Source organism: Prevotella pallens, from assembly GCF_900454935.1.
GTDB classification, from domain to species: domain Bacteria; phylum Bacteroidota; class Bacteroidia; order Bacteroidales; family Bacteroidaceae; genus Prevotella; species Prevotella pallens.
Genome location: NZ_UGTP01000002.1, coordinates 127,701 through 140,403, shown reverse-complemented (window position 1 = coordinate 140,403; position 12,703 = coordinate 127,701). Strand labels below are relative to the sequence as shown.

Annotated in this window: 28 protein-coding genes; all 28 read left to right on the top strand. The window is 41.0% G+C overall.

What is annotated here, in order from left to right:
- Positions 1-11 precede the first annotated feature (11 nt).
- On the top strand, positions 12-743 hold the full coding sequence (locus DX009_RS09855; protein WP_115083954.1) for an MBL fold metallo-hydrolase: 732 nt from the start codon (positions 12-14) through the stop codon (positions 741-743).
- Complete coding sequence (locus tag DX009_RS09850; RefSeq protein ID WP_115083953.1) at positions 740-922, top strand: hypothetical protein; 183 nt, start codon at positions 740-742, stop codon at positions 920-922. The genes DX009_RS09855 and DX009_RS09850 overlap by 4 nt, the downstream gene beginning before the upstream one ends.
- The gene (locus DX009_RS09845) at positions 903-1,487 is read left to right on the top strand and encodes a hypothetical protein (RefSeq protein WP_115083952.1); all 585 of its coding nucleotides are present in this window, start codon (positions 903-905) and stop codon (positions 1,485-1,487) included. The genes DX009_RS09850 and DX009_RS09845 overlap by 20 nt, the downstream gene beginning before the upstream one ends.
- Before the next feature lie 2 nt (positions 1,488-1,489).
- Positions 1,490-1,945, top strand: coding sequence for a DUF4494 domain-containing protein (locus DX009_RS09840; protein WP_115083951.1), 456 nt, complete (start codon positions 1,490-1,492; stop codon positions 1,943-1,945).
- A gap of 66 nt (positions 1,946-2,011) precedes the next feature.
- Positions 2,012-2,998, top strand: coding sequence for a hypothetical protein (locus DX009_RS09835; protein WP_147278680.1), 987 nt, complete (start codon positions 2,012-2,014; stop codon positions 2,996-2,998).
- Positions 2,999-3,003: 5 nt separating this feature from the next.
- On the top strand, positions 3,004-3,735 hold the full coding sequence (locus tag DX009_RS09830; RefSeq protein WP_245944628.1) for a P-loop NTPase family protein: 732 nt from the start codon (positions 3,004-3,006) through the stop codon (positions 3,733-3,735).
- Positions 3,736-3,864: 129 nt separating this feature from the next.
- Positions 3,865-4,434: a hypothetical protein gene (locus DX009_RS09825; protein WP_115083949.1), complete on the top strand. Its 570-nt coding sequence runs from the start codon at positions 3,865-3,867 to the stop codon at positions 4,432-4,434.
- A gap of 52 nt (positions 4,435-4,486) precedes the next feature.
- Positions 4,487-4,942, top strand: a complete 456-nt coding sequence (locus DX009_RS09820) for a hypothetical protein (protein WP_115083948.1) — start codon at positions 4,487-4,489, stop codon at positions 4,940-4,942.
- 6 nt (positions 4,943-4,948) lie between these two features.
- Complete coding sequence (locus DX009_RS09815) at positions 4,949-5,353, top strand: NUMOD4 domain-containing protein (protein ID WP_115083947.1); 405 nt, start codon at positions 4,949-4,951, stop codon at positions 5,351-5,353.
- Positions 5,328-5,591 (top strand): hypothetical protein, encoded by a 264-nt coding sequence (locus DX009_RS09810; RefSeq protein ID WP_115083946.1) that lies wholly within the window; start codon positions 5,328-5,330, stop codon positions 5,589-5,591. Before DX009_RS09815 ends, DX009_RS09810 begins: the two co-directional genes overlap by 26 nt.
- The gene (locus tag DX009_RS09805) at positions 5,588-5,839 is read left to right on the top strand and encodes a hypothetical protein (protein WP_115083945.1); all 252 of its coding nucleotides are present in this window, start codon (positions 5,588-5,590) and stop codon (positions 5,837-5,839) included. The genes DX009_RS09810 and DX009_RS09805 overlap by 4 nt, the downstream gene beginning before the upstream one ends.
- A 272-nt stretch (positions 5,840-6,111) precedes the next feature.
- A complete protein-coding gene (locus tag DX009_RS09800) occupies positions 6,112-6,327 on the top strand; it encodes a coiled-coil domain-containing protein (RefSeq protein ID WP_115083944.1) in 216 nt (71 codons plus the stop codon).
- The gene (locus DX009_RS13380; protein WP_181792352.1) at positions 6,302-6,469 is read left to right on the top strand and encodes a hypothetical protein; all 168 of its coding nucleotides are present in this window, start codon (positions 6,302-6,304) and stop codon (positions 6,467-6,469) included. Before DX009_RS09800 ends, DX009_RS13380 begins: the two co-directional genes overlap by 26 nt.
- A gap of 2 nt (positions 6,470-6,471) precedes the next feature.
- Positions 6,472-6,783 carry a hypothetical protein gene (locus tag DX009_RS09795; RefSeq protein ID WP_181792351.1) on the top strand — a complete coding sequence of 104 codons (312 nt, stop codon included), beginning with the start codon at positions 6,472-6,474 and terminating at the stop codon, positions 6,781-6,783.
- Positions 6,784-6,785: 2 nt separating this feature from the next.
- The gene (locus DX009_RS09790; RefSeq protein ID WP_147278679.1) at positions 6,786-7,142 is read left to right on the top strand and encodes a hypothetical protein; all 357 of its coding nucleotides are present in this window, start codon (positions 6,786-6,788) and stop codon (positions 7,140-7,142) included.
- Positions 7,142-7,345 carry a hypothetical protein gene (locus DX009_RS09785; RefSeq protein ID WP_115083941.1) on the top strand — a complete coding sequence of 68 codons (204 nt, stop codon included), beginning with the start codon at positions 7,142-7,144 and terminating at the stop codon, positions 7,343-7,345. Before DX009_RS09790 ends, DX009_RS09785 begins: the two co-directional genes overlap by 1 nt.
- Positions 7,346-7,409: 64 nt before the next feature.
- Complete coding sequence (locus tag DX009_RS13375) at positions 7,410-7,565, top strand: hypothetical protein (RefSeq protein ID WP_181792350.1); 156 nt, start codon at positions 7,410-7,412, stop codon at positions 7,563-7,565.
- A 26-nt stretch (positions 7,566-7,591) separates the two neighbouring features.
- Complete coding sequence (locus DX009_RS13370; protein ID WP_181792349.1) at positions 7,592-7,765, top strand: hypothetical protein; 174 nt, start codon at positions 7,592-7,594, stop codon at positions 7,763-7,765.
- Complete coding sequence (locus tag DX009_RS09775; protein WP_115083939.1) at positions 7,762-8,115, top strand: hypothetical protein; 354 nt, start codon at positions 7,762-7,764, stop codon at positions 8,113-8,115. The genes DX009_RS13370 and DX009_RS09775 overlap by 4 nt, the downstream gene beginning before the upstream one ends.
- The gene (locus DX009_RS09770) at positions 8,102-8,857 is read left to right on the top strand and encodes a DNA-methyltransferase (RefSeq protein ID WP_115083938.1); all 756 of its coding nucleotides are present in this window, start codon (positions 8,102-8,104) and stop codon (positions 8,855-8,857) included. The genes DX009_RS09775 and DX009_RS09770 overlap by 14 nt, the downstream gene beginning before the upstream one ends.
- An 11-nt stretch (positions 8,858-8,868) precedes the next feature.
- Positions 8,869-9,105: a hypothetical protein gene (locus tag DX009_RS09765; RefSeq protein WP_115083937.1), complete on the top strand. Its 237-nt coding sequence runs from the start codon at positions 8,869-8,871 to the stop codon at positions 9,103-9,105.
- Positions 9,098-9,295, top strand: a complete 198-nt coding sequence (locus DX009_RS09760; protein WP_115083936.1) for a hypothetical protein — start codon at positions 9,098-9,100, stop codon at positions 9,293-9,295. Before DX009_RS09765 ends, DX009_RS09760 begins: the two co-directional genes overlap by 8 nt.
- A complete protein-coding gene (locus DX009_RS09755) occupies positions 9,292-9,882 on the top strand; it encodes a 3'-5' exonuclease (RefSeq protein ID WP_115083935.1) in 591 nt (196 codons plus the stop codon). Before DX009_RS09760 ends, DX009_RS09755 begins: the two co-directional genes overlap by 4 nt.
- A 90-nt stretch (positions 9,883-9,972) precedes the next feature.
- Complete coding sequence (locus DX009_RS09750) at positions 9,973-10,413, top strand: single-stranded DNA-binding protein (protein ID WP_115083934.1); 441 nt, start codon at positions 9,973-9,975, stop codon at positions 10,411-10,413.
- 3 nt (positions 10,414-10,416) lie between these two features.
- Positions 10,417-10,623 carry a hypothetical protein gene (locus DX009_RS09745; protein ID WP_115083933.1) on the top strand — a complete coding sequence of 69 codons (207 nt, stop codon included), beginning with the start codon at positions 10,417-10,419 and terminating at the stop codon, positions 10,621-10,623.
- Positions 10,610-10,963, top strand: coding sequence for a VRR-NUC domain-containing protein (locus tag DX009_RS09740; RefSeq protein WP_115083932.1), 354 nt, complete (start codon positions 10,610-10,612; stop codon positions 10,961-10,963). Before DX009_RS09745 ends, DX009_RS09740 begins: the two co-directional genes overlap by 14 nt.
- Positions 10,964-11,051: 88 nt before the next feature.
- Positions 11,052-12,476, top strand: coding sequence for a site-specific DNA-methyltransferase (locus DX009_RS09735; RefSeq protein ID WP_115083931.1), 1,425 nt, complete (start codon positions 11,052-11,054; stop codon positions 12,474-12,476).
- Positions 12,424-12,702 (top strand): S-adenosylmethionine decarboxylase family protein, encoded by a 279-nt coding sequence (locus DX009_RS09730; RefSeq protein ID WP_115083930.1) that lies wholly within the window; start codon positions 12,424-12,426, stop codon positions 12,700-12,702. The genes DX009_RS09735 and DX009_RS09730 overlap by 53 nt, the downstream gene beginning before the upstream one ends.
- The last annotated feature ends 1 nt before the right edge of the window (position 12,703 follow it).

Sequence of the window (12,703 nt, the reverse complement as noted above, 5' to 3'; positions counted from 1 at the left end):
AAGGATATACGATGCAATTAAAAGTGTTAGGTAGCTCATCAAAGGGAAATGGCTATGTGCTTGATGGTAATAATGAGGCACTGGTTATAGAAGCTGGTGTAAAGCTCATTGAGGCTAAAAAAGCAATAGATTTCAAGCTCTCAAAACTGGTGGGCTGCCTATGCACCCACCAGCATAACGACCACGCAGGTTATGCCTCCGAGTATGCCAAAGCAGGTGTTAGGGTCTTAGCACTGGAGGAGGTACTGAAAGCAAAAGGAATAACAAGGAATTGCCAGCGTATAGAACTGGGTAAAGGCTACAAAATGGGAGGCTTTAAGATATTACCTTTTGAGGTAATGCACGATGTTCCTTGTGTTGGTTTTGTTATTGAGCATAGCGAGTGTGGCAAGATTGTGTTTTTAACCGATACATACGCCTGCAAGTATAGATTTGCAAATGTAAACCACTATTTGATAGAGGCTAACTATGCAGATGATATTTTAACAGACAATATACTTGCTGGTAGAGTACCACAGGCTATGCGTAATAGGTTATTAACAAGCCATTTTGAGTTGAGCAACACCATTGCTATGCTGAAAAGCAGCAACTTGCATTGTGTACGCAACATTGTACTCATACACCTTAGCGATGGTAACAGTGATGAGAGGCGATTTGTTGCAGAATGCAAGGCTGAATTAGGTAAGAAAGTAGTTGCAGCAAGTGCTGGGCTTGTGTTGGATATAGATGCCATACCGCTATGAGGTACATAAAAGAGAGTAACGCAAAACTCATAGAGGAGGTGCTGGAGGCTCGCATAAGCCAACTAAAAGAGCAACCAGCTCCAAGCCTACGATTGCAAAACAAAATAAGGCTGTTGAAAATTGCATTAAAAGAATTACAAACAAAGAAAATAGTAAAAAATGGAAGAGTTAAGAATTAGCAAAGAGAGTGTTATTGCTTGTTACAATAATAGCAACGATGATACAAAAGAAACTTTAATGCACCTTTTCGGAGAAGAGGTTTTTAAGTTTGATTTCCGTAGCATTAAAACCTACAAAGATGCCTGCAAGCATTTAGGTATTGATGGCAGCAAAGAGGTGTTTAATGTAGATGATTGCAACTCCTTTAATAAGAAAGCAATGTTACAGGCTGATGCCATGTACAGGCTCATTACTATTTGCGATGCCATAAACAACGGACAAAAGTACGATGAGAACGGTACAACGTGGTTTCCTGTGTATTACTTCTACACCAAAGAGGAGATAGAGGCAATGGGAGAGGCTAAACGTAAAGAAAGAGGTATTAAACTCCTCTCCTCTGCTTATGCGAGCCATTCGGAGGATTCGGGTGTTCGCTGTGCGTATGCGAGTTATCGGGGTGCGGGTACGGTTACGGTTTGGGGTTTCCCCTTGTGCCTAACAAGCGAGGAAAAGGCTCTATATGTAGCAGAGCAATTCGAGAGTTTGATTTTTAGATGTTATGGAATAGAAGTTAAGGAGGATTAAGTATGAGTAGCTGGTTTGAATGCAAAGTGCGTTATGAGAAAACGCAGGAAAATGGTATGGTAAAGAAAGTTTCAGAGCCATACTTAGTAGATGCTTTGAGCTTTACAGAGGCTGAAACACGCATTACCAAAGAGATTACACCGTATATGGCTGGAGAGTTTGAGGTAAGCGATATTAAGCGTGTACGCTACTCAGAGGTATTTGAAAGTGCCGAAGATGCAGCCGACAAATGGTTTGAGTGTAAGCTGGAGTTTATCACGATTGATGAGCGTAATGGTAACGAGAAGCGAAGCAATAACCGTGTACTCGTACAAGCAGCCAATTTGCGTGATGCAATGAAAAAACTGGAAGCTGGTATGAGTACAACAATGGTTGATTACAATGCTCTCTCCATAAAAGAAACAGCACTAATGGATGTTTACAAATTTCAAGCCGATACAGGCGTTGAAAATTCTTAATCAATAACACGTACCTCTGTTGCATAGAAAATGCGACAGAGGGCGTGAAAAACGGCAAAAACAGCAATGACTAATAAAGGTTGGATAAAGCTACATAGGCAAATACTTGAATGGGAGTGGTCAGATGAGCCTACTATGGTTGCCTTGTTTGTGCATTTGCTCCTAATGGCTAACAGCGATGAAGGGTGGAGGTACAGAGGGGTTGAGCTTAAAGCTGGGCAACTCATCACAAGCCTATCACGTTTAAGCGAGGCAACAGGCATAACCATTAAGGCATTGCGAACACGATTAGCGCGACTTGTTTCTACTGGGGAAATTAGTGTTGAGAGCTGCAAAAATTACAGCATTATCACTATCTCGAATTATGCAATTTATCAGCCAATGGCAAACGAAACGGCAAACAAAGGGCAAACAGAAAACATTGATAATACGGAGGTTACAAGCAATGCCAACCCAAATGGGGCAAACAAAAGGGCAAACAGTGGGCAAACAAAAGGGCAAAGTAAAGTTGAAGAAATGGGCAAACAAAGGGCAAACGTAAACCCTTGTAAAACAGATAACTTACAAGGTTGTAATTCTGTTAGTGGGCAAACAAAGGGCATACCAATGGGCAAAGAAAAGGGCAACATTCAAGAATATAATATATATATATCTTCTAATAATAATATAGATAATACTATAGAAGAAATAAAAGAGAAAAAAATAATAAAAAAAGAGAGCGAGCAAATTTTTGATGAGTTCCGTAAAGCCTACAAAGGTAAGAAGCGTGGGCTAACAACCGAGTTTGAGAATTTCAAAAAGAAATACCCCAAAAGTTGGAAAGAGGTGTTACCGTTGCTAATGCCAGCACTACAAAGAGAGGAGGAACACAGAAAGGCTGCAAAAGCAGCTGGGGAGTTTGTACCTCAATGGGCAATGCTGCAAACGTGGATAAACCAAAGCAGGTGGGAAATGGAATACCCCGAAGAAGAGAAGCAACAAGTAACGCAAGTACAACCAACAGCCCCAGCAGCCAACGAGTATGGAGGCGATTTTGGAGGGGTTGATTACTAAAAGCAATGAAAATGGAACCTCAAAGATTAAACGAAATTTGGAGGCACATACAAAACGATTATAGAAGCTCAAGAGTGCATTTTGAGGATTTGAGTAATGAGGCGGTGTTTAACCAGCACGCAAGCCTACTCATAACAATAGCAAACTCTATCGTGCTTGAGCCACAAAGGAGAAAGTTTGTAATTGATGAGCGTAACAAGGAGCTACTCCGTTTCCTCCTCTACTACTTTAACGATTGCCAGCTTGCAGAGCAAGTTTTTCCCAACAAGCGGTACAAGCTGCATAAGAACCTACTCATACACGGCAATGTTGGCACAGGGAAAACGCTCATAATGCAGATATTTGCAGAGTATTTGAGGTACACCAATAACCCGAAAGCATTTCAAAACCTCTCTGTAACGCAAATGGTAAACTACTACACCATACACAACAACCTTGACCGCTACACCTACAACGAGGAGAGCAACAAAGGGTTTAAGGCAGAGCCTGTAAACATTTGCCTAAACGATATAGGCGTGGAGAGCAAAACATACTTTGGTATGGACACGAAATTGCTTACCAATGAGTTTTTGCACGCTCGCAATGAGATATGGGTGCAGTATGGCAAATATGGGCATCTCACTACCAACCTAACCATTGAGCAGCTTAAAAGTGAGTTTCACGATGGTTTTGGGCGTTTGATAGACAGATTTAAGACCTACAATGTGATTGAAATGGCAGGGAGTAGCAGGAGATAGCCGTTTTTGGCACTTTTCAGCCCCGACAACAGCCTTTCGCCTGTAATATGGTACAAGTTATAGAAGCTGGAAAGAAATCGCCTAAAAACAGCAAATAAGGATTTAAGTACAACCAAAATAAGCGTAATTATGAACAACAAAAGCAATAACAAGCAGTATGAGGGCATAAAACAAAAGCTCTTAAAGCTACAAGCATTGGCAGATAGAGGCTACAAAGGAGAGGCGTATGCAGCTCAACAAGCTATAGAGAGGATTTGCCAACAGTATAACATAAGGCTTGAAGATATTTTAGATACACAGGCTACACGTTGGTACACCTTTGAAACTGGGAGAAGCAAGGCTATGCAAACATTGTTTATGCAGTGTTATGCAAAGGTTATGAATGTTGGAACGATGTCCTACAAGCAAATTGGCAGAAACAGAATAAGCATTGAGCTTACAGCTCTCCAATATGCAGAGTTATCCAATATGTTTGAGTGGCATAAAGAGAACTTTACACAAGAGTTGGAGGATATGAAACAAACCTTTTTGGAGGCATACATTAGCAAACATAATATATACAGAGATGCAGGCGATGAGGACAGCGAGGAAAAGGAGCTAACAATGGAGGATATACAAAGGTTGAGAAAGATGTTGGCAATGCGTGAAACCCTTAGCGATAGGCACTACAACAAGATGTTAGAGCGTACACAGGGGTAAGGGGTTTTTATGTGCTAAAAGCGTGTATATAATTAACGTAAAACAAAGTAATATGATTAAGAAAAAGACAGCAGTTTTAATGTTGAGCAAGCAATTTATGGCAGGGCATAGTTGCGCTGGAGAGCCTACTGGGTTTGTAGATAAAATCAAAGCTGGTACAAAGCTCCACACCATAAGAGGGAACTATGATTACTGGGCAAAAAAGGCTGAAAAAATCAATGCAGGAGAAATGGAGTTAAGCATCAGAGTATGGGAGGGTAAACCATACAATAGCCGACAGGTTGAGGTTGCAAGGCTGGATAAGCTGGGCGTGCAGCAAATGGAGGCTTGCTATGGCAGCACAGATGCAGTACCTCAAATTTGGATTGATGGTAAGGAGTATTTAGGCGATATAGAGCATATAGCACGCAACGATGGCTTGAGTTATGAGCAGTGGGTTAATTGGTTCTTCCAAAAGTCCAACACCTTCGAGGGCGTGATATTGCAATTTACGGATTTTAGATACTAACAGGCTATGGATAAAGAAATTTGGAAACCAGTAGAGGGTTACACTGGCTATGAGGTTAGCAATATGGGCAAGGTGCGCAAATGCGGACACGCTGATACGCTCCGTATAGTTAAAGGCTATGGTATGAGGAGGGTAACGCTCCGCAAGAAAGATGAGTACCACCTTGTGGTAATTGCAAAACTTGTGCTGGAGCATTTTGTTAGTAAAATGCCAGCAGGACACAAGGCTACCTGTATTGATGGCAACTATGAGCATTTGAGTGTAGATAATTTATGCTGGGTTGTACGCAGAAAGAAGCGATACAAGAGGCATTGCAGCAAAGTAATTAAGGCTAACAAAGAGGCAGTTAGCGAAGTAGTAAACCATATAAATTGGATTAAAAGAAATGGCAAAGGGAAACATAACAATTAAGCAGCTTGAAAATGGGTGCTTTGAGGTGTCTTATGACGATAAGCGCACTGGAGAGTTATTTTACGAAGAGTTGCTGGGCTTGATAGCAACCATTACCATGCCCGAAAAACGCCCCTGTATGCAGTGGCTAAATACCGAGGAATGGCACAAAGAGGAGGCTATGCGTTACAAGGCAATGGAGACCGAGCAAGGAGGTACGCAAAAGTTGTTACCACACATAAAGGCTGATAGTTTATGAGGTTTGCATTGAGAAACAAAGATAAGCTAATACAAGCCTTTGGAGAGCCTTTTTATTGTGAGCTGGTGGAATGCTTGAAAAAACATTTTGAAAGCGACACGGCAAACGACAGGTACAGAATAGAGGGCTTAAACAAAGAGGCAATAAAAGTAACAAGCAGTACTGCTGGCAAAGTGCATATTTTTGCTGTTATAGGGCAAATGTATGATGTGGTTAAGCTGGCATACTATAAAACAGTACACCAATGATGCACGGATATAATATCGAAATTGGAGGAGCGTATTTGTTACATTTTAGAAAATTCATAGAAGATGATGCGTATCACAATGAGGCAATGGAGATTTTACGCAAAACTGGCTGGGGGTACTCTCCTAAACTCCATACAAACACAGTGGTACATAAGCCAAAAACGTACTGGCATAGGACACGCTCGTTTTGTGTGAGAAGAAAGCCCCACCGATAGCCTACTACACAGGTAGTAATACTTACATAGGTGTGTAATATATAATATATAATAACAATGGGTAATAATAGTAGAAGCACAAGAAACATAAACAGGGCTAAACCTGTACACGGACTGGAAAAGATACCAGTACATATACTCCTCAAATATAGTAGGCAGGAGGTTGGAGAGCTTAAAGCGTATATAGACGAGTTGGAGTATGAGAATGAAATGCTCCGAGAGAAATTATATAAAATGGAGCATTCTAATGACAACCAGCCAGCTTGTAAATAGCATTGATTTCAAAGTAGCTATTGAGAATGGGGAGGCTGATTGGCTCAACCAAAAGGTACAGAGCTTAAAATCCAAATCAAAGAGAGCTAAAATAAAGAAAAAGCGTAATACAAAACGCAGGTATCAATTAAAGAAAAAGTAATTATGAAATACAGAAAGAAACCAGTAGTTATTGAAGCCATACAATGGAATGGTAATAACCTTATGGAAATTGAATGTTTCCGTAAAGGTGGTAATTTAATCGCATTCAGAAAGAGCATTGCAGAAAGCACAAGAGAGTTTTGGCAATGGGACGAGTATGAGCGTATTGTGGAAGAGAAAGGTTTACGCATACAAACCTTAGAGGGCGAAATGAAAGCCGACATTGGAGATTACATTATCAAGGGTGTTAATGGGGAGTTTTACCCCTGCAAGCCAGATATATTTGAAAAAACATACGAAAAGTTAAGCGAATGACTATGGATAAAATGATAGAACAAGCTGCAAGAGAGTACGCAGATGTAGCAAATCCTTACCTGTTAGGGGAGGAAATGGAATTAGTGCGAAATGCTTTTGAGGCAGGTGCAGAGTGGGCGTTGGCTAACCAGTGGCATAGTATAGAAAATGGAGACTTGCCAAGTGAGGATAAAGGTGATTTAGATGACCTGCAATTCATCGTAATAACGAAAGATGGTAACCAATTCCTTGCATATTATGCTACATGGGACGATGAGAATGGAATGGTGCATTGTGAATTTTGCGATGATTGTGAGTTTATACTTGATGTGGCATATTGGTGTGAAATACCGAAGTTTAACGAGAAAGGAGGCGAATAATGAAAGCATGGGTAGCAAGAGATAAAGACGGGCTATGGCTGTTTACGCAGAAGCCTATTTTAGATACATACGATAAAGGAGACATACCGACATTCTTTTGGACCTCCGAGCGAGACGCAGATTTAGAGCTGCCTAATTCGGAGTTTCCCGAAGTAACATTTGAAAACTCTCCGCAAGAAGTGGAGATTAGACTGAAAAAATAACAAAATGGATATAGATACTTCAAAAGGTCTGTATTATATCGTTGACGCGAATACAGACTATAAAATGAGAGAAATACTTAATTTGGCACGAGCAATGGCAAATAAAAGTTATCCCCACTTGATTCAGAGTATAGATTTTGCCATAATGCAGCATGACAAGAACACGCACACAATAGCAAGAAGTAACGGGAAAATATCAATAAAAGATGGAAATACCTGAGTTGTCTGAATAAAAACTTAAGAAATATGAAGAAGATAATGTTTATCATAGATGTTTGGAGCAACCTTGCCACTGCATACATTGGGCTTTGCTATAAGCGTGTGAATGAGATTTTGGATAGCACACGTGATGAGGTAATGAGGCTTAAAGGCTACAAAAAAGTATCACAAAATAGCTGGGTAAAGGAGGTACAAGTATGAAGATAGTTTTTTGCAAATGGTTTCCTTTCAAAGGCTACAAAGCAATTACCATACTAAAATGGATAATTGTAAGAAAAGATGCAAAGGTCGCCTTTACCGCTATGGATTACAACCACGAGTGCATACACTATGAGCAGGAGAAAGAATTGCTATATATTGGCTTTTACCTGCTTTATGTATTGGAGTTTCTCGTTAAGCTCCTCTATTACCGCAAGTGGCATAAGGCATACAGGAGCATATCCTTTGAGCGTGAGGCATACACAAACCAGTACAACACAGCGTACACCGTAAAGCGTAATAAATTTGCGTGGAGGCAGTACCTAAAACAGCGTACAAATGAAAAATATTGAGTTATATAACGACCATTTTCAGAACTACAAAACGTATGGCATACCAAAGGCACAACTCATTATTGCCGATATACCATACAACGTAGGTAAAGATGCCTATGGCTCAAACCCCAAATGGTATGTAGGAGGCGATAACAGCAAAGGGGAGAGTGAGCTGGCAGGTAGAGAGTTCTTTGATACGGACAAAGATTTTCGCATTACAGAGTTTCTACACTTTTGCACTAAAATGCTGGTTAAAGAGCCAAAGGAAACAGGCAAAAGCCCTTGTATGCTGGTATTTTGTGAGTTTGAACAGCAGTTTGAACTTATCCAAAAGGCTAAGGAGTTTGGGCTTAGCAAGTATATAAACCTTGTTTTCCGCAAAAACTTCTCTGCACAGGTACTAAAAGCCAATATGCGTGTAGTTGGTAATTGTGAGTATGGGGTTTTGCTATACAGGGATAAATTGCCAAAGTTCAATAATAACGGCTCTATGGTGTTTAATTGCTTCGAGTACCAGCGTGATACATACACTCCACGCATACACCCGACACAAAAGCCAGTAAAACTATTGGAGCGTATAATAGAGTTATTTACAGATAAGGGCGATGTGGTAATAGACCCTTGTGCTGGCAGTGGTACAACACTATTGGCTGCTGCTAATTTAGGCAGGAGAGCATACGGCTTTGAGATTAAGAAGAATTTTTGTGCAGAGGCAAAAAGATGTATTTTTCCACTCGTGCAAAGAAGCTTATTTGTGTAAATAGATAGTTTATGCGATGTCATTATGAAAATATAAAGGGTGTTGGTAGGGTTCTTATTCCCACTTGCTGGGCTGTTGCCATTAGTGGTGATATTGAGTTATGCACCTGCAAGCCGACCAGCTATGAGAGCTTTGAACGTGAGAGGTATAACAAAGAGGTTAAACGGCTCAAAGGTATTATAGAAGGGCTGGAGGAGGAGAACGAACACTATCGACAACTTTTGGATAAAGTGGTAATAGATGAGTAAAGAAAAGGCATACCAGTTTTTTAGGCTGGTTGAGCGTATGCGTAAGGCTCAAAAGGAGTACTTTCGTTGCAAAACCTCTGCATACTTAAATGAGAGCAAAAGGCTTGAAAAGGAGGTAGATGCAGAAATTAACAGAGTAAATAACTTGCTGCTTGATAGACAGCAGCCCAAACTTTTTAATGAACAATGAAACAATTATTTTATGACCTTGAAACAACAGGTACAATGTACTGGAGGAATGGAATACACCAGTTTAGCGGTATGGTGGTAATTGATGGCGAAATCAAAGAAACCTTTAACTACAAGGTACGCCCAAACCCAAAAGCCGACATAACAGAGGAGGCTTTGCAGGTGGCTGGGGTATCAAAGGAGGAGATACTGCAATACCCACCTATGCAGGAGGTGTACAGTGAGTTTGTGCAGATGCTGGGAAAGTACGTTGATAAGTACGACAAAACAGATAAGTTTTTCCTCTGTGGCTATAACAATGCCAGTTTTGATAACCAGTTTTTGCGTGCGTGGTTTGTGCAGAATGGGGATAACTATTTTGGCAGTTGGTTTTGGAGTTCGGCTATTGATGTAATGGTACTGGCTACACAGGCACTAATGGAGGTGCGAAGCCGTATGCTTAACTTTAAGCTATGCACCGTTGCACAAGCATTTGGGATAAAGATTGAGGAAGAGAAATTGCACGATGCAATGTACGATATATACCTCACTTATGAGGTGTACAAACGCATCACAAATAACGCCCTCAAAGAGCCTATTACAGAGTAAGTATTACAGTAGTAGGGTATATAAGTAATATATATATTATATACTAAGTAATAGTACTATTGCCAAAAAACAAGAACAAAAAACAAGATTATGGGAAGTCTAAACAGGGTTGAGCTTATTGGCAATTTAGGTAAGCAACCCGAAATAAAACAGGTAAACAATGGCAACAAGGTTGCTACGTTCACACTCGCTACAACAGAGCCAGCATACACAATGCAGAATGGTACGCAGGTGCAAGAGAAAACAGAATGGCATAACATTGTAGCGTGGGGAGGTAACGCCTTTATTGCAGAACGCTTTTTGAAGAAAGGGCAACAGGTGTACATTGAGGGCAAAATGAGAACAAGGAGCTATGATAACAAGAATGGGCAAAAATGCTACATTACGGAGGTTATTTGCGAAAAGATTGTTTTGCTCTCCAACAGTGGAGGTAAGGCTGAACAACCACAGGTACAAGCAGCACCACAACCGCAACCTGTACAACAGGCAGCAGAGAATAATTACAGCAATGATGATGATTTACCATTTTAGACTATGGCAGCAATAGAATGTAAGGTGCAGCTCTCACAGGAGGAGTTAAACAAGACACTGCACAAAGTAACAACAACTATGTTGCAGAAATTACACGATGAGCTGGGAATTGTTATAACTCGCATACAAAGCCAGCTTGATGCAAACGGCAACATTGAGGATGTATTACTGGTTTATGAGGAAAGGAGGCAAGAAAATGAAACACGATGAGGACGAATTGCAAATAGCTTGCGTAAATTGGTTTGGTATGCAATACCCTAAACTCTCAAAGCTACTGCACCACTCTCCAAATGGTGGTAGGAGAAATGCAAGAGAGGCTGCAAGGTTTAAGAAAATGGGTACAAGAGCAGGTTTCCCAGATTTGGTACTTATGTATCCAGCGAAAGGGTATCACGGCTTGTGCATAGAAATGAAAACTGCAACAGGTAGGCAACAACCAACTCAAAAGGAGTGGCAAAAGAGTTTGGAAAGTGTTGGCTACAAATACGAGCTTTGTCGCTCTATCGAGGCTTTCATCTCAATCACTAAGGAGTATTTAGTGGTAAAATAGCTCTACTTTCAATTTTTAGCCACATATAGCGTGCATATTTTGCACGCTTTTTGTTTTCTTTGCGTATTAAACGCAAATTGCACAAACGATGAATGTAGATAGTATACTTGTAACAGATGTCGTACTCAACCCCGACAACCCAAGAGAGATAACCGATGATAAGTTTATGCAGCTTGTGGAGAGCCTGTTGGTTTTCCCTAAGATGCTTGAGCTTCGCCCTGCTGTATTGGAGGGTAACAATACAGTTTTAGGTGGCAACCAGCGCACAAAAGCATTGCTGTGGATAAAAGATGCAACAAAAGCTGATATACTTAAACGCCTCAATGCGCAGAGCAAGTACCAGCGTATGACTGATTACGAGCAGGAGGCACTAATGGAGTACTGGCAGGAGTGGCAGCAAAAGCCAGTTGTGCCTGTATGCTATGCTTCTAACCTCACAGAGGAGGAGCAGGCAGAGTTTCTTATCAAGGATAATTTAGGCTTCGGACAATGGGACTGGGATATGCTGGCTAACAACTGGGACGAGAACCTATTGGGCGAATGGGGTATGGATGTTTGGCAGCCCGACCAAACAACAGGCAGCAGTGATAATGAGGTTGGAGGCAAGGAGAAAGAGAAGCACGGCAAGCTAACAGATAAGTTTATAGCTCCTCCGTTTAGCATACTTGACACACGGCAAGGGTACTGGAAAGAGCGCAAAGCTATGTGGAGAGAAAAGATTGCAGATTACGGAGAAAGCCGTGAGGGCACACTGGCAGACGGAGAAACAAACTGTATGGCAACCATCAATAACGGTGTTAGCCTGTTAGACCCTGTTATGGCAGAGGTAGTTTGCAAATGGTTTGGCATTGATGGTGGTGCAGCGTTTGATTGCTTTGCAGGCGATACGGTGTTTGGCTATGTGGCTGCAACTTTGGGTATGAGCTTTACAGGCGTAGAGTTGAGAGAGGAACAGGCACGGCTTAATAATGAGCGTGTTGCTGGTATGAATGCACGCTACATTTGCGATGATGGGCAAAACGTTGGTAAGCACATTAAGACTGGCACACAGGACTTGTTGTTTAGTTGTCCTCCATACTACGATTTAGAGGTGTATAGCGATAAGCCAAACGATGCGAGTAACCAGCCAATATACGAGGGCTTTATAAAGATACTTGAAAACGCCTTTGCTGGGGCTATAACGTGCTTAAAAGATAACCGCTTTGCAGTTATAGTTGTTGGCGATATTCGCAGCAAGGAGGGCTACTATTACGATTTTGTGGGAGATATTAAACGCATCTTCACAACGCACGGTATGCCTCTCTACAATGAGTGTATTATCGTTGAGCCAATAGGTACTCTTCCACAACGAGTACAACGCTATATGCGTAACCGCAAGGTTGGCAAGTGCCACCAAAATGTACTTGTATTTTACAAGGGCGATGTTAAAGAGATACCAAACAATTACAAAGAGATAGAGTATGCAAGCGAAGATTTGGAATCATTCGGAGTGGATAAAGGAAACGCAGAGTAAGAAGTTACGACAGTTTTTTGATGAGGTGTTGGATAAATGTGGCTTCCATATTTTAGATGTTACCGAGCATCATTTTAAGCCACAAGGCTACACCTGTTTGTACCTACTATCAGAGAGCCATTTTGCAATCCATACATTCCCCGAATATGGCAAGAGCTACATAGAGTTATCAAGTTGCAATATGGAGTACTATAAGCGTTTTATAGAGCTAATAAAAGACTTATGAG

Bases quoted from the DNA above. Each gene is read 5' to 3' on its own strand.
- DX009_RS09750 (WP_115083934.1), top strand. From the start codon at position 9,973: ATGGGAAGTCTAAACAGGGTTGAGCTTATTGGCAATTTAGGTAAGCAA.
- DX009_RS09785 (WP_115083941.1), top strand. From the start codon at position 7,142: ATGAAAGCATGGGTAGCAAGAGATAAAGACGGGCTATGGCTGTTTACG.
- DX009_RS09770 (WP_115083938.1), top strand. From the start codon at position 8,102: ATGAAAAATATTGAGTTATATAACGACCATTTTCAGAACTACAAAACG.
- DX009_RS09740 (WP_115083932.1), top strand. From the start codon at position 10,610: ATGAAACACGATGAGGACGAATTGCAAATAGCTTGCGTAAATTGGTTT.
- DX009_RS09845 (WP_115083952.1), top strand. From the start codon at position 903: ATGGAAGAGTTAAGAATTAGCAAAGAGAGTGTTATTGCTTGTTACAAT.
- DX009_RS09850 (WP_115083953.1), top strand. From the start codon at position 740: ATGAGGTACATAAAAGAGAGTAACGCAAAACTCATAGAGGAGGTGCTG.
- DX009_RS09830 (WP_245944628.1), top strand. From the start codon at position 3,004: ATGAAAATGGAACCTCAAAGATTAAACGAAATTTGGAGGCACATACAA.
- DX009_RS09835 (WP_147278680.1), top strand. From the start codon at position 2,012: ATGACTAATAAAGGTTGGATAAAGCTACATAGGCAAATACTTGAATGG.
- DX009_RS09825 (WP_115083949.1), top strand. From the start codon at position 3,865: ATGAACAACAAAAGCAATAACAAGCAGTATGAGGGCATAAAACAAAAG.
- DX009_RS13380 (WP_181792352.1), top strand. From the start codon at position 6,302: ATGACAACCAGCCAGCTTGTAAATAGCATTGATTTCAAAGTAGCTATT.
- DX009_RS09820 (WP_115083948.1), top strand. From the start codon at position 4,487: ATGATTAAGAAAAAGACAGCAGTTTTAATGTTGAGCAAGCAATTTATG.
- DX009_RS09810 (WP_115083946.1), top strand. From the start codon at position 5,328: ATGGCAAAGGGAAACATAACAATTAAGCAGCTTGAAAATGGGTGCTTT.
- DX009_RS09800 (WP_115083944.1), top strand. From the start codon at position 6,112: ATGGGTAATAATAGTAGAAGCACAAGAAACATAAACAGGGCTAAACCT.
- DX009_RS09765 (WP_115083937.1), top strand. From the start codon at position 8,869: ATGCGATGTCATTATGAAAATATAAAGGGTGTTGGTAGGGTTCTTATT.
- DX009_RS09760 (WP_115083936.1), top strand. From the start codon at position 9,098: ATGAGTAAAGAAAAGGCATACCAGTTTTTTAGGCTGGTTGAGCGTATG.
- DX009_RS09805 (WP_115083945.1), top strand. From the start codon at position 5,588: ATGAGGTTTGCATTGAGAAACAAAGATAAGCTAATACAAGCCTTTGGA.
- DX009_RS09730 (WP_115083930.1), top strand. From the start codon at position 12,424: ATGCAAGCGAAGATTTGGAATCATTCGGAGTGGATAAAGGAAACGCAG.
- DX009_RS09755 (WP_115083935.1), top strand. From the start codon at position 9,292: ATGAAACAATTATTTTATGACCTTGAAACAACAGGTACAATGTACTGG.
- DX009_RS09815 (WP_115083947.1), top strand. From the start codon at position 4,949: ATGGATAAAGAAATTTGGAAACCAGTAGAGGGTTACACTGGCTATGAG.
- DX009_RS09790 (WP_147278679.1), top strand. From the start codon at position 6,786: ATGGATAAAATGATAGAACAAGCTGCAAGAGAGTACGCAGATGTAGCA.
- DX009_RS09745 (WP_115083933.1), top strand. From the start codon at position 10,417: ATGGCAGCAATAGAATGTAAGGTGCAGCTCTCACAGGAGGAGTTAAAC.
- DX009_RS09775 (WP_115083939.1), top strand. From the start codon at position 7,762: ATGAAGATAGTTTTTTGCAAATGGTTTCCTTTCAAAGGCTACAAAGCA.
- DX009_RS13375 (WP_181792350.1), top strand. From the start codon at position 7,410: ATGAGAGAAATACTTAATTTGGCACGAGCAATGGCAAATAAAAGTTAT.
- DX009_RS09840 (WP_115083951.1), top strand. From the start codon at position 1,490: ATGAGTAGCTGGTTTGAATGCAAAGTGCGTTATGAGAAAACGCAGGAA.
- DX009_RS09855 (WP_115083954.1), top strand. From the start codon at position 12: ATGCAATTAAAAGTGTTAGGTAGCTCATCAAAGGGAAATGGCTATGTG.
- DX009_RS09735 (WP_115083931.1), top strand. From the start codon at position 11,052: ATGAATGTAGATAGTATACTTGTAACAGATGTCGTACTCAACCCCGAC.
- DX009_RS13370 (WP_181792349.1), top strand. From the start codon at position 7,592: ATGAAGAAGATAATGTTTATCATAGATGTTTGGAGCAACCTTGCCACT.
- DX009_RS09795 (WP_181792351.1), top strand. From the start codon at position 6,472: ATGAAATACAGAAAGAAACCAGTAGTTATTGAAGCCATACAATGGAAT.